This is a genomic window from Streptomyces sp. NPDC050508 (assembly GCF_040655155.1).
In the GTDB taxonomy this organism is placed as follows: domain Bacteria; phylum Actinomycetota; class Actinomycetes; order Streptomycetales; family Streptomycetaceae; genus Streptomyces.
Genome location: NZ_JBFAJJ010000013.1, coordinates 256,235 through 269,409, shown reverse-complemented (window position 1 = coordinate 269,409; position 13,175 = coordinate 256,235). Strand labels below are relative to the sequence as shown.

Genomic DNA, 13,175 nt, shown 5'->3' with positions numbered 1-13,175 from the left:
AAGGGTGCGCAGGGCGCACCACAATGGGGCGGGATAAGACAGTTGAGGGGCCGGTTCCCGGGCTCGCGTCCGGGAACCGACCCGGCGTCATCAGGACCGCCGGTGCTTCAACTGCCTTACTGGCCGAAGCCGTACGCGAACAGGTGGTCGGCGCCCGACGAGCCCGTCACCGGCAGCGTGATCGACGCGACCTGCTTGGACGCGTCCAGCGGGACCCTCGTGGCGAAGACGTAGGCCTTGACGGTGTCCCGGCCCCCGCTCCCGGTGTTCCGGTAGGGCGTGGTGACGGCGGTCGTGTCCCCCGCGAGGGGCTGGCTGCCGCCGCCGTTGAGCGTCCAGTCCGAGAAGCCGATCGTCGCCTTCGCGGAGGTGCCGTCCGTGTAGGTGACGGTCACCGTGCCCGAGACCCCGCTGCCGTCGGTCGGCGCGTTGGTCGCCGTGCCCAGCAGACCCAGTGACGCGCCCGATGTCCCGGTCGGCATCGGGATGGTCTGGCCGGCCATCTCCAGGTTGTCCAACTGCCCGGACGTCACCGTCGGCCAGGTGTAGGAGATGCCGTCGGCGGTGACGGTGGAACCGCTCGTGACGCCGGCCGCCGACAGGGCGTTCTGCGAGAAGGCCCAGCCACCGTTGTCGAATCCGCCCGAGAACGTGGTGCCGTCGGGGTAGATGCCCTCGTTGGTGTCGTACGGCCACAGTGCACCGGCCTTGGCCACGGCCACGCGGAGGGTCGCCCCGCTCAGGGCCGCACCGGTGCCGTGGTCGGTCAGCGCGAAGGTGACCGGGTAGGTTCCCTCGCTCGCGCCCGCCGTCACCTTGACCTTCGCCTCGGCGCTGCCCGTGGCGGGTACCGTCAGCGAGCCGGAGGACGAGTCCAGCGTCACTCCGGAGGGCGCCGTCGCCTTCCAGTCCACCGTCACGGCCGTGCTGCCGAGGTTGGTCAGGTCGAGCGTGCCGTCACCGGACGCGCCCGGCTGGAGCACCAGGCCGTCGCTGGAGGGGCCGGTCGCGGCCAGCACCCGGCCGCCGCCCGTGGTGTCCGACGGCGGTGCCGCCGAGGGATCGGACGCCCAGGACTTGTTCGGCGCGGTGCCGAGCGTGTAGTCGAGCGTGCCCGCGCCCTGGAACTGCTGATAGCTCAGCCAGGAGCTGTTCCACGCCTTGCCCTTGACGGCGAGCGCCTGCACGTACGGCGCGTCGGGCGCGGCCTGCGGAGCGTTGATCCCCACGGTCTTGCCGTTGCCGAGGGTCACCTTGGCCTCCGGGAACGCCGGGCTGCCGAGCGCCAGGGTGTCCGTGCCCGGGGTCTCCGGGTACATGCCGAGCTCGGACCAGACGTACCAGGAGCTCATCGCGCCGAGGTCGTCGTTGCCGAACGAGCCGACCGGAGCGTTGAAGTACAGGTTCTGCTGGGCGTTGCGGACGGCCGCTTGCGTCTTCCACGGCTGGCCGGTGTAGTCGTACTCCCAGGGGATCTCCACACTGGGTTCGTTGCTCAGGTCGGCGTCGGTGTTGCCCGGCTGCGTGATGTTGTCGAGCAGGCTGTCCAGGTAGGACGAGTACGCCGTGTCGCCGCCGCGTGCCTGGATGAGCTGCCGCAGGTTGAAGGGGACCATCGGCGTGTACTGGGCGGAGGTGCCCTCCACGAAACCGTTGGAGGTGCCCGGGGTGAAACCGCCGGCGAACTGGCCGTCCTTGTTCTTGGCCTGCATGTAGCCGGTCTGCGCGTTGAAGACGTTCATCCAGTCCTGGGCGCGGGTGGCGAACTTCTCGTAGACGGCGGTCTTTCCGAGCGACTTCGCGAAGGCGGCGACGGCGTAGTCGGCGGAGTCGTACTCCAGTTGGGTGGAGACGGGGCCGTAGAAGTTGCAGCAGTTGTAGTCGTTCTCGTCGAGCGGGAGGTAGCCCTTCGCGTCCCGTACGGACTCGCCGGGGCGGTCGTTGTTCGGGACGGTGGCCTCGTGCTGGAGGGCTGCAAGTGCCTTGTCCGTGTCGAAGTTGGTCGCGCCGAAGGCGTACGCGTCGGCGATGATGCCGGCGGCCGGGTCACCGACCATCACGTAGCTCTCGCCGTTGTTCGAGGCCCACTTGGGCAACAGACCCGTCTGGTCGTACCCGTTGAGCATCGAGGTGACGACGTCGCCGGCGACCTTGGGCTCGACCATCGCCATCAACTGGGTCTGGGAACGGTAGGTGTCCCAGCCCGAGTAGTTGGCGTACTGGGCCTTCTGGCCCTTGGCCAGCTGGTGGACCTGGTTGTCCATGCCCATGTACTGGCCGTTGTCGTCGGAGAAGACGTTCGGGTGCAGCAGGGCGTGGTAGAGCGCGGTGTAGAACTGCGTCTGCCGGTCCGCGGTGCCGCCGCCGATCTGAAGCTTCGTCAGCACCGTGTTCCAGGCGTCGTGGTTGGCCTGTTCGACGGCGGCGACGTCCCACTTCTTGATCTCGGTGGAGAGGTTGTTCGCCGCTCCCGCGTCACTCGTGTAGGAGATGCCGACCTTCGCGTTCACCGTGGGGTTCGAGGTGGTGTCGAAGGTGAGGTACATGCCGTTCGCGCCGGTGGTGGGCGGCTGGGCGGCCTTGGACGTGACGGATGAGCTGGGTGCGGCGGTGGCGCTCGATGCCGGGGACGGCGTACCGGCGTGCTTGTTGCCGCTCGTGTGGATCGTCGGGGCGGGCTTCGCCGGGACGGTGAAGTGCTTCTCCTTCAGCGGCGCCGACTTCGAAGTCTGCGGGGCCAGTTGGACCTTGCCGGCCTTCAGCGAGGTCGCGTCGGGGTTGATGGTGCCGCCGACCCAGGTGCCGCTCGCAGTGAACGGCCGGTCGAACTTGATGTCGAAGTGCAGCGTGTACCTGTTGGCGGCGCCGCAGAAGTGACCGCTGTCGATCGCGCCGCTGATCTCCTGGTCGTTCACGACCTGGACGCGGGTCCCGTCGATCTGTGTGGCACCGCCGCTGAGCTTGAACAGCAGGTTCGCCTGCTGCCCTGCGGGGAAGGTGAAGCGGCCAAGACCGGCGCGGGTGGTGTCGGTCAACTCGGTCTGGACGCCGTTCGCGTCGGTGACCTTGTAGTAGCCGAGCCCCGCCTGCTCGTCGGCGTGGCTGAAGCCGGCGGACGTGTTGCCGAGGTCGCCCGACAGTGCGCCGGTCACCGGCAGGATGGGCAGGTCGCCCGCGACGGGACAGCCGGGTCCCGAAACGTGGGTGAGGCTGAAGCCGGAGATCTTCTTGTCGTTGTACTCGTAGCCGCCGCCGTCGGGGCGGTCGGGCGTCGTGTCCGGGCCCCACTGGACCATCCCGGCCGGCATGTCGGGGCCGGGGAAGGTGTCCACGGCACCGGATGTGCCGATGAGGGGGTTGACGAGGGCCGCGGGATCCTTCACCAAGGCCGGCCTCGCGGTGCTTGCCGCGGCGGCGCTTCCGATCGCCGGAAGCGGAAGGACGGCCATGCCCAGGACGCAGATCACGGCGAGGCGTTGGCGGATTCTTGCGCGGTCGGGTCGTACGGCTGAACGTCGGGGTCTCACCATCGGTTGCCTCCGCAGCAGTTCGTGCTTCGCAGATCAGGTGTCGGCGCGCCGAAAAACACCGGAATGCCGGCGACAGGCAACGGTTCCGGTCGCTCCCACGGCCGGGCTGACAACGTTGCCATGCACGAGTGTCGAGTGAAACGCGTGTGCTGATGGCGTGTCAACGAGGTCAACGAGACTTTTAGAAAGCGGAGTTCACGGGCAGGTGCGCAAGGCGGAACCGCCCTGGACCGTACGAGACTCACGCCTCACGCAAGACCAGCCGAACGCCGGGCCGAACCACCAGCGAACTTGGGGAAGTTGCGGCCCCTTCATGGCCGGTCCTTGAACCTTCCCGTTGATCGTGGACGCCTGGAGAAGTGACGACGGCCGAGCGTGAAGAGCTGCAGAGGAAAAGCGCCTTTGTGGATGTCGTCGCGTACCTCTCAGCGGATCCGTAGGCCGCAGAACCAGCGCAGCTGGGCCAAGGCACCTTCCACGCCCCGGAGTTGAGTGCCCGGGCCGGAGCCGCGTTCCGTGCCGCGCCGGGCGATCAGCGGATTTACGCCAAGGTCCCGGACCAGGCGGCGGTACTTGTCGTGGTCGTAGCTACGATCGGCAAGCACGAGGTCCGGGTGGCGGCGCCAGGGCCCGCTGCGCCTGCCCGGCACCGGCGCCACCCGTTCCAGCAGCGGCGTCAGCCGGGTGACGAATTGCGGTCGCCGTCGGCCGGCATGGCCGCACGGCGGCTGCCGATGACATCGGGGATCGGACATCCGACGCAGTCAAGGAGTCAAGGAGTCAAGCTGCAGCCGCGAGGACAGCGCTTCGTCCGGGCTTGGATCCCTCCCCCTTAACGCGCGGACGCGGACACCGTCGACGGCCGTCCGCGAGAAGTCCAGGGTGTTCACGCCGCGGAGCTCGGCGAGGAGGGCCTCGTTCGGCCGGGGGTCAGGGAGCGATACCTACGCCGTCGATCCGGCTCCACGACCGCTCCTGTGCCGCGGTCATGGCGGGCCAGGCGAGTCCGCCCGGCCGGGGCCGAATCCGCGAGGCGTACGGCGCGGGACGGAAGGTCGGGTCGTAGAAGCACCCGCTGCCGTACTTTCGGTCGAAGGCTTCGCAGGAAGCCGCGACCGAGTGTGGGGTCGGCTTGTGTCCGTGGCGCACCCAGGCGTCCAGCGCCGCAAGCGAGTTGGCGTACTCGGAGTCGCTCAGCGCGCTGTGCTCGGTCTCCTTCGTGAATGTCTGGACGAGGTTGCCGCCCCTGCCGGCGCCCTGGAGAGTGGCGCGGTAGGCCGCCTCGTGCTCGACGAAAGCCGTCGGATCGTCGATCGCGTGCAGGGTGAGGACAGGGATGGAGACCTTGCCCGTCAGGTCGCTGTCGTAGGAGAGGTCTCGGCGTGCGGTGGGGTCGGCCGAGAAGCGCTCGACACCCGCGTTGAGTGCCTTGTCGTCGTGCGAACCCGAGTACCACACACCGCGGTTGCTGAAGGGATTGCGGCCGCCGAGACGGCTCGACACGATGTCCCGGAACGTGAAGGTCGCGAACTGCAGATGGGACGCGAGCGCGCGCTCCGGGATGCGGGTGACGGCGAGGATGTCGTCGAGGTTGCGCTGTTGCAGCGCGGTCCGGTCCTTGGGATCGGATGCGTATCCGGTGCACTCCTGAAGACGGGCTCGGAGCCCGCTGCTCGTCATGGTGGAGTCCGCGCGCAGCCCCTGCCACAGCGGGTACTGCGGCTCTGTCGGGCGGGGGTGGTTGTGGCAGTAGTACTGGTAGACCACCCGTAGGTCGACTCGGTAGTCGTAGCCGCGCGAACCGCCGCCGAGGACGCCGCTCGTCAGCAGTGCGCCGTCGTAGGCGCCGGAGTGCCTGCCGTAGGTCTCCGCGACCTTGGCGGCGACGTCGCCGCCCCAGGACTGGCCGTGCACATAGGTCCGTGTCGGCTTGCCGAACTCCGAGACGAACAGTCTGCGTACGTTCTCGGTGTCGGCGGCGGCCATCCGAGTCCCGTAGCCACCGCGTCGGTAGGACGAGGCGGCCCAGGCGTACCCCTCGTCGACCATCACCGCCCAGCGCTCCAGATCATCGGTGCTGCGGGACGGGTCCGAGGAGTCGCCGAGATCGGGTCCGCCGTGCGCGTGCACGACGAGGGATCCGTTCCAGCGGGTCGGAACGGCCATCGTGTAGTAAGCCCCGTTGGTGTCCTGGCCGGTGTAACACGTCGCTTTTCCGGCCAGGTTGGGTGGGCAGGTGGCTACCGCAGGCTGCGTGGTCCGCGCCGGGGGCGCGGGGGCGTTGCCGAGGGTGCCGAGGAGTGCGGCGGCGAGGCCGGTGGCCAGTACTGCCCGACGGTGGCGAGGGGCCGACACTCGTCGGCGTACCGGATCGGGCGTGTCAAGTGCCTTCAAGGGAGCGGCTCCTATGGATTCGCTGTGCGAAGTTGCCCTGCGATCCGTGATGTTAGGAAGCGCCGCATGCGGGGACTACCCGTCGATCATTGCGTTCATAGTGTTCGCCCGCCCGGCCCGAGGTATCCCGCCTGATCGGCACAGTGCCGCTGTCCAGGGGGTGCGACGGCTGTCAGGTCCCGTGTCGTCCGTCGGCGCCGTGAGCTGGGGGTGTCATGTCCGCATGCGTCGTCGAGTCGGCAGCCAGGTGTCGATGACGGCTGTCAGCTCGTCGCGATCGGTGAAGACGTGTCCGTTCATGCCCACGGCCTGCGCGGCTCGTACGTTCTCCTCGCGGTCGTCGACGAAGAGGAAGGCGGTCGGGGCGGCCCGCAGGGCGGCGACGCAGTGCTGGAAGGCTGCCGGGTCCGGTTTCGCCGCTTTGATCTTCCCGGAGAAGGCGACGTGGTCCAGGTCGTAGAGCCAGGGCTGCGCGGCGAGGAAGGCGTCCGCGTGGTCCGAGGGGATGTTGGAGAGCAGGGCGACCTCGGTGACCTCGCGGAGGGACCGGACGTAGCCGACCATCGCGTCGTCGACGCGTGACCAGCTGTCGATGTCGGCGAGCCGCAGTTCCTCGATCGTGTCGGCGTCGGCGGGCAGGGACAGCCGTCGCAGTACGGCGGTCCAGTACTCGGGCGCGGACTGCCGGCCGGCGTCGTAGGGCGGGCGGCAGGCCCAGTACGCCGTGGTGAAGGCATCGGTCGATGCGTGGCAACGGGCGGCCATCTTCCGCAGGGCGCCCGGGCGTTGGTGGCGGGCGATGACCCCGAAGAGGTCGAAGAGCACGATGCTGCGGTCGGTGGGCATGGTGAGGGTTCCTCCGGGTTCTGGCGGTCGGGGCGTGAGGAGGAGCCTGTGCGGCACGGAGTGAGCCGTGCCGCACAGGCGGTCAGTGGCTGCTGTGTGCCATCTCGCGCGTGCGGTCGGTTCCGGTGCGCAGGATCCTGGCGGCCACCGCGGTGATCGCACACAGCAGGATCAGCAGGACGAAGGCGTGGTTGAGGGCGACGAGGTGGGTCAGCCAGCCGATGACGGCGGGGCCGGCGAGCATGCCGACGTAGCCGAGCCCGGCGACGCGGGAGACGTTGGCCCCCGCGGCGGCGGGATCGGCGTGCCCGGCCGCGCTGAACAGCTGCGGGACACATCCGGACAGCCCCAGACCGAACAGCGCCCACCCCGCGAACGCGGCCCATATCCACGGGGAGACGGTCACGATCGTGATGCCGACGCCGGCCGTCGCCGCGCCGTATCGCAGGATCGCCATGGACCCGAACCGGGCGGCGAGGCGGTCGGCGAGCAGTCGGCCGACGGTCATGGCCGCCGCGAAGGTGCCGTATGCGAAGGCGGCAGTGCTCGCGGGTGCGCCGAGGACGTCCTTCAGGTGCAGTGCGCTCCAGTCGTTGGCTGCTCCCTCGCACAGCATGACCATCAGGGCCAGGGCGGCGAGGATCCAGATGCGCCTGCTGGTGCTGCGGCGCCCGGCGGCCGGTGTGTGGTCGGCCTTCTCTACGGAGTCGGTGTCGGCGGTGGTGGGTGCGACGGGCAGCAGGGCGCGGGCCGACGCCAGGGCGATGACGACACCCAGGGCTCCCACGGCGGCCATGCCCGCGGCGGGGCTCAGGCCGGCGCTCGCCGTGGCCGCTCCGACGAGCGCGGCGAGGACGCCGCCGACGGAGAACGTGGCGTGGAAGGCCGACATGACGGGCCGGCCGTACGCCTTCTCCACGTGCACGGCGTGGGCGTTCATGCTCACGTCCAGGCAGCCGTTGCAGAACCCGAAGACCAGCAGGGCACCTGCCAGTGTCCACGGCTCCCGGGAAAGACCGGGCAGCACCAGGGCCGCGCTGCACAGCACGCCGGTCGCGGGGACGACGACGCGCGCCCCGAGAGAGTCGGTCAGACGCCCGGCCACCTGCATACCGATGAAGGCCCCCAGGCCCAGGAGCATCAGCAGTCCCCCGAGCGTCGCGTGAGTGATGCCCACGCGCTCCTCGATGGCGGGGATGTTCACCACCCAGGTGCCCATCACGGTGCCGCACAGGATGAAGTAGGCAAAGGTCGCTATGCGGGCGGCTCGAAGCGAATCATTCATGACAACCACGGTAACGAACATCGCAAGTGATTGAATACTGTCGCTTCGCACACATTGAATGTTCGTTTCGGGTGGTGTTCAATCGCGGCATGAGCAACGCAGACCGGCACGGGACGATCGCGCAGGCCGTCAGGGAGTCGGGAAGGGCCACGGTCCAGGAACTCGCCCACCTGACCGGCGCCTCCGAGATGACCATCCGGCGCGACCTCGACACACTGTCCGCCCAGGGCGTCCTCGAACGCGTCCGGGGCGGGGCACGCACCCTGCTGCTCAGGGGCGAGGAGCCGCCCTTCGCCCTGCGCGCCCACGAGGCCGTCGACGCCAAGCGCCGCATCGCCGCCGAAGTGTCCTCGCTCATCGCTGACGGCGAGACCGTCCTCCTCGACAGCGGCACCACCTGCCTGGAGATCGCCCACCTGCTGCGCCGACGGCCGGTCACCGTGATGGCCCTGTCCTTGCAGGCCATCCACGTACTAGGCGAGGGCCCGGGCCCGGCCACGCTGATCGTGCCCGGCGGGCAGCCCCGGGCCGCCGAGGGAGCCCTCACCGGCCCCCTCACCCTCGCGTCCCTGGCGGCACTGCGCTTCGACACCGCCGTCATCGGCTGCTGCGGTCTCAGCGCAGCTCAGGGCCTGACCGCCTACGACCTCGACGACGCCGCCGTGAAGAAGGCCGGCATCGCCGCCACCCGCCGCATCATCGTCGCCACCGACGGCAGCAAGCTCGGCCACACCGCCTACGCCTACGTCGGCCCCTCCACGCTCCTCCACACCCTGGTCACCGACACCACAGCACCGGTCGACGAGATCACCGCGCTCGAAGACACCGGCACTGTCGTCAAGACCGTCTGACAAGGCCGTCCGCAATCTGTTCGCACTCCCCCGGGCTGTGGCAGCGGCCTGGAACGAGCAGGTGCGGGGTGGTCGCCGGGAAGTGTCTCCATCTCAGCAGGCATCTGCCGCCGCTTTCGGCCAGGCAGGCCGGCGACAGCACGAACTCAGGAGTGACTCCTTGTGGCTGCCCTCTGCGGTCCGGCCGTATTGGCAGGTGACGCCCCCGCCCGGACGGCGTCCCGCCGCGGCCCCGAACGGCTCGACCGCGCGCTGCGAGGAATCGGACCAGCATCGTGGCACGTCCATCTCCTGCGTCCGCGCGGTCGAGCCGGATGGAACAGGTCGCGGCTCCGCCGCATGCTCGGGGCGCTCCACGACGCCGAGGCGGCGCACCCGGAGGCGCCGCTCGCCGGCCTCGACGACCTCGACCGACTCGTGGCCAACGCCCGGAGTGCAGGCGTCCGCGTCGATGTCGAACGGAGCGGCGAGCAGAGGCCGCTGCCGCCGCAGATCGACCTGTCCGTGTTCCGGATCATCCAGGAGTCGGTCACGAACGTCATCAAGCACTCCGGGACCCGGCAGTGCCGAGTGTCCGTGACCTTCCGCGAGGAGGACGTCACCCTCGCGGTCGTCGACAGCGGGACCGGGGACGGCGGCGGAGCGAGGAGCAGCGGCCTCGGGAGTAACGACGCCGGCACCGGGTACGGCATCACCGGCATGCGGGACAGGGTCGAGCTGCTGCACGGCGACTTCGCCGCCGGACCCCGTCCCGGGGGCGGATTCCGCGTCACCGCCCGCCTACCCGTCCCGATCCAGATCCGAGGAGGTCCGCGTGGCGGTCCGCGTGGCGGTCCGCGTCCTGCTCGCTGACGACCAGCCGCTGATCCGTGCGGCCCTGGTCATGGTGATCGCCGACATCCCGACATCGAGGTCGCCGGAGAGGCCGGGACCGGGCTGGAAGCCGTCCGGATGACCCGGGAGCTGCGCCCCGACGTGGTCGTCATGGACATCCGTATGCCCGGCATGGACGGCATCGAGGCCACCCAGATGATCATCGCGGACGGCGGCGACACCCGCATCGTCGTCCTGACGACCTTCGACGAGGACGAAAACGTCTACAGCGCTCTACGGGCCGGCGCCTCGGGATTCCTCGTCAAAGACATGGCCATCACCGACATCCTGGCAGCGATCCGGGTGGTCGCCGCCGGAGAGGCGCTGATCGCCCCGAAGGTCACCCGCCGACTGATCGAGGTCTTCACCGGCCGTTCGCGGCGCGCGCCGGCGCCACCGAAGAGGGAGATCGAGGGGATCACCGACCGGGAGCGCGAAACCCTGACGCTCATCGGCCAGGGGGCTCTCCAACACCGAGATCTCCGAGGCGATGGTCATCAGCACCGCGACCGTCAAGTCCTACGTGACTCGGCTGCTCGCCAAACTCGACGCCCGTGACCGCGCGCAACTCGTCATCGCCGCCTACGAGAACGGCCTGGTCACAGCACGCACCAGCCCCCCGACCGGCCGACTTGGCGGACCTGGCCGACTTGGCGGACCTGGCGGACCTGGCGGACCTGGCGGACCAGCGTGAAGACTCCTCACCCGCGACCTCACCGCCCTACGGACCTGGACCTGCCTGCTGGGCATGTGCAGCAGTCCGGTCGCTGTCGCCCGGGACGCGCTCGCGTTCAGCGGCGGGCTCGATCCCGGCGACCCGTGCGGAACGTTCGGCACCGACATCGATTTTGTACGGGTTGCCGTCCGTGTCTTTCCCCGTCGGACCGCTGTGTGTTGCGGCAGCACCCGTCGGTGTCCCCCGTACTGATCGTCTGCCTGGTGGCAACCGTGTTGAGGAAGTCGCCGTGATCCACAGCGCCCTACGCACCTGCCGCACGGTGCCAGACGCGGTACGTCGGGTACGTCTGTGCCGTCAGCCGGTCGCCCGCGCCGAGGAGACCGCTGTGCGGGCCGCGCGTTCTACCGCCGCGATGCCCCCCGTCATCGACGCGTTGCCGTCGGACAGGACCGCGACGAGGTAGTGGTGTGTCCCCGAGGTGACCCGTCCGACGCTGTTGATGTCCCACAGGCCGGTGGTGCTGCGTTGCAGCCAGCCGTTCTTGAGCGCCCATCCGGAGTCGGAGGCTGCCGAGACGCCCCAGGACTGTCCGGCCACGATGCGGGTCATCAGCGCGCTGATGTAGTTCCGGGACGTCGTGGTCAGTGCGGACTCGCCGCCGAACACCGCGCGCAGCAGGCGGATCTGGTCGGTCACCGTGGTGCGCGTGAGTCCCCACTTGCCGCCGGCTCCGCCCACGGTCGAGGACAGGCCGAGGCGCTTGTTCACCGCGTCCAGGCCGGGCGCCGCGCCGATCCGCCGCCAGAGCGCGTTCGCCGCGTCGTTGTCGCTGCGCTCGATCATCGCCTCGGCCTGGGTGCAGTCCTGCTGGGTGAGATCACGTCCGGCGTCCTGCGCCTGGAGGAGCAGCGCGGTGAGGATGTCGACCTTGATGATGCTGGCCGTGTCGTAGGGGACGTCCTTCCCGCGCACCTGCGGCTTGTCGGCGGGCTGGTCCAGGTCCAGCACGGCGGTCGTCACGCGCGCCTCGCTCGTCGCAGTCGCCTGCGTGGCGCCGGCCCCGGAGCGCTCCGACGTCCCGGTGACGGCTGTCGCGGTCGGACCGACCGCGAGGAGGGTGGCCACGGAGCCGGTGAGGAGCACCGCGCAGAGGCCGGCACGCCTGCCGCGTCGGCCGTGCGTCCTAGCGCTCCACGTGGTCGTTCGGGGAATCGGGCGGAACGGCATGAGGCCTCGGCGGTTCGGGGGCGGGGACACAGGCCTGCGAACGTAGACGAAACGACGGTTCCGCGCCGTGACCGGTGTCACGAAAAAAGCTCTGACCTCATGATTTGTGAGGACACGCACAGTTCCCAGATCGCCCGGGCTCGGCCTGGAGCCGACCGGGGTGACCGGAGCCATCGTCACTGGCTCCGAACACCGTCTGCCGGTGCCCTGTCTGAACTCAGCAGTCCTCAGGGGCCCCGGGAGATGTGGGCCCGCAGCGTCGGCACCGTGATGCCGACCAGCTCCGCCATCTCCGGGAGGCCGACAACTGATCGTCGGCAAGTCGCTGCCCGAACTGGCATGGGCGACGGTGTCGAGGGCTCCCGACTCCGCGTTGCCGATTGCCTGAGTGACCGCTGATGCGGCCTGCGCCCAGGAACACGGCTTCCGGCAGATGCTGGAGGAATCAGGTATGGGCCATGTCCTGGCGGCTCCCAAGTCGCGGCAGGTCAAGTCGCCTGCTGGCAGAAGCCGTTGTCGTTGCTGGTGACGGCGGGCCAACGGGACGACAGCCCGCAGTTCCAGCCGGTTCTGGAGGCCATTCGGGTGCCCCGCCTCGGCCTGGGCCGGCCGCGCGCCCGGCCGGAGAAGGTCCGCGCCGACAAGGCGTACGGGTCACGCGTGAACCGCGTCTACCTGCGCCGGCGGGGCATCCGCTGCACGGTCTCGGCGAAGGCCTACCAGGTGCGCAACCGTAAGGAGCGTGGCTCGCGCGGCGGTCGGCCGCCGAAGTTCGACAAGGCCGACTACAAGGAGCGCCACGCGGTGGCGTGCGGGATCAATCGCCGCAAGCATCATCGGGCTGTGGCTACGAGATACGACAAGCTCGCCGTCCGATACGAGGCAACGGTGCTGGTCGCAGCCATCGACGAGTGGCTGTGCCCCCTCACACGGCACGCTCCATGCACACGAGTTGATCCCGTTCCTCCCACGATTCGGCGACGGTGAAACCGAACCGCTCGTACAGGGCGACGGCCCCTGCCCGCCACTTCCATACCGACAGCCGTACCGTGCTGACGCCGCTTTCCGCGGAATGCTCAAGCGCGGCGCCGACCAGGGCGGACGCGATGCCCCGGCTCCGGAATGCCGGGTCTGTCCAGAGCCTCTTGACCTCTGATCGGCCGCTGATGGGGGCGGTCACCACCAGGCAGCCCACGGCTGTGTCGCCGTTCAGAGCCAGCAGCACGACATCGTCGGCGAACGCGGTCCGCGGGTCCGAGATTGCTGCCCGGTAGCGGTCCGGCAACCCGTCCACATCGACAACGGCCTCGCCCTTCTCTGCCTCCGTCCGCAGGTGGTAGGCCGCCAGCAACTCGGCCAACCGATCCACGGAAGGGTCCTGACCCGGCCAGCGGACGACGACAACCTCGCGTTGATCAGTCATTGCGCCAGCATCACACGACCCGTACCAGACACCGAACGAGCCCCTTGATCCACATTCACAACACGGC

Annotated in this window: 10 protein-coding genes and 1 pseudogene; 4 read left to right on the top strand and 7 right to left on the bottom strand. The window is 69.4% G+C overall.

Annotation, left to right across the window (positions count from 1 at the left end; translation table 11 throughout):
* Positions 1-116: 116 nt before the first annotated feature.
* The 5 genes from AB0I69_RS33150 to AB0I69_RS33130 form a co-directional block, all read right to left on the bottom strand.
* A complete protein-coding gene (locus AB0I69_RS33150; RefSeq protein ID WP_363099492.1) occupies positions 117-3,449 on the bottom strand; it encodes a lectin in 3,333 nt (1,110 codons plus the stop codon).
* 506 nt (positions 3,450-3,955) lie between these two features.
* The gene (locus tag AB0I69_RS33145) at positions 3,956-4,285 is read right to left on the bottom strand and encodes a hypothetical protein (protein WP_363099431.1); all 330 of its coding nucleotides are present in this window, start codon (positions 4,283-4,285) and stop codon (positions 3,956-3,958) included.
* A 175-nt stretch (positions 4,286-4,460) separates the two neighbouring features.
* Entirely contained in the window at positions 4,461-5,924 is a 1,464-nt protein-coding gene (locus AB0I69_RS33140) for a hypothetical protein (RefSeq protein ID WP_363099430.1), read from the bottom strand.
* A gap of 213 nt (positions 5,925-6,137) precedes the next feature.
* Entirely contained in the window at positions 6,138-6,770 is a 633-nt protein-coding gene (locus AB0I69_RS33135) for an HAD family phosphatase (protein WP_363099429.1), read from the bottom strand.
* An 82-nt stretch (positions 6,771-6,852) separates the two neighbouring features.
* A complete protein-coding gene (locus AB0I69_RS33130) occupies positions 6,853-8,055 on the bottom strand; it encodes an MFS transporter (protein WP_363099428.1) in 1,203 nt (400 codons plus the stop codon).
* A gap of 89 nt (positions 8,056-8,144) precedes the next feature.
* Between AB0I69_RS33130 and AB0I69_RS33125 the strand changes: the two genes are divergently transcribed.
* The 3 genes and pseudogenes from AB0I69_RS33125 (at position 8,145) to AB0I69_RS33115 (ending at position 10,473) form a co-directional block, all read left to right on the top strand.
* Positions 8,145-8,906, top strand: coding sequence for a DeoR/GlpR family DNA-binding transcription regulator (locus AB0I69_RS33125; RefSeq protein ID WP_363099427.1), 762 nt, complete (start codon positions 8,145-8,147; stop codon positions 8,904-8,906).
* Positions 8,907-9,245: 339 nt separating this feature from the next.
* The gene (locus AB0I69_RS33120; RefSeq protein WP_363099426.1) at positions 9,246-9,758 is read left to right on the top strand and encodes an ATP-binding protein; all 513 of its coding nucleotides are present in this window, start codon (positions 9,246-9,248) and stop codon (positions 9,756-9,758) included.
* Positions 9,733-10,473, top strand: a pseudogene (locus AB0I69_RS33115) (response regulator transcription factor). The gene AB0I69_RS33120 and the pseudogene AB0I69_RS33115 overlap by 26 nt, the downstream one beginning before the upstream one ends.
* 339 nt (positions 10,474-10,812) lie before the next feature.
* Here AB0I69_RS33115 and AB0I69_RS33110 read toward each other — a convergent pair.
* Positions 10,813-11,685, bottom strand: a complete 873-nt coding sequence (locus tag AB0I69_RS33110; protein WP_363099425.1) for a serine hydrolase — start codon at positions 11,683-11,685, stop codon at positions 10,813-10,815.
* A 513-nt stretch (positions 11,686-12,198) separates the two neighbouring features.
* On the opposite strand from AB0I69_RS33110, the gene AB0I69_RS33105 reads away from it, so the two are divergent.
* Positions 12,199-12,672 carry a transposase gene (locus tag AB0I69_RS33105; RefSeq protein WP_363099424.1) on the top strand — a complete coding sequence of 158 codons (474 nt, stop codon included), beginning with the start codon at positions 12,199-12,201 and terminating at the stop codon, positions 12,670-12,672.
* On the opposite strand, the gene AB0I69_RS33100 is transcribed toward AB0I69_RS33105, so the two are convergent.
* Positions 12,611-13,108: a GNAT family N-acetyltransferase gene (locus tag AB0I69_RS33100; RefSeq protein ID WP_363099423.1), complete on the bottom strand. Its 498-nt coding sequence runs from the start codon at positions 13,106-13,108 to the stop codon at positions 12,611-12,613. The genes AB0I69_RS33105 and AB0I69_RS33100 overlap by 62 nt on opposite strands.
* Positions 13,109-13,175: the final 67 nt, after the last annotated feature.

Bases quoted from the DNA above. Each gene is read 5' to 3' on its own strand.
- AB0I69_RS33125 (WP_363099427.1), top strand. From the start codon at position 8,145: ATGAGCAACGCAGACCGGCACGGGACGATCGCGCAGGCCGTCAGGGAG.
- AB0I69_RS33135 (WP_363099429.1), bottom strand. From the start codon at position 6,770: ATGCCCACCGACCGCAGCATCGTGCTCTTCGACCTCTTCGGGGTCATC.
- AB0I69_RS33110 (WP_363099425.1), bottom strand. From the start codon at position 11,685: ATGCCGTTCCGCCCGATTCCCCGAACGACCACGTGGAGCGCTAGGACG.
- AB0I69_RS33130 (WP_363099428.1), bottom strand. From the start codon at position 8,055: ATGAATGATTCGCTTCGAGCCGCCCGCATAGCGACCTTTGCCTACTTC.
- AB0I69_RS33150 (WP_363099492.1), bottom strand. From the start codon at position 3,449: ATGGCCGTCCTTCCGCTTCCGGCGATCGGAAGCGCCGCCGCGGCAAGC.
- AB0I69_RS33100 (WP_363099423.1), bottom strand. From the start codon at position 13,108: ATGACTGATCAACGCGAGGTTGTCGTCGTCCGCTGGCCGGGTCAGGAC.
- AB0I69_RS33120 (WP_363099426.1), top strand. From the start codon at position 9,246: ATGCTCGGGGCGCTCCACGACGCCGAGGCGGCGCACCCGGAGGCGCCG.
- AB0I69_RS33145 (WP_363099431.1), bottom strand. From the start codon at position 4,285: ATGTCCGATCCCCGATGTCATCGGCAGCCGCCGTGCGGCCATGCCGGC.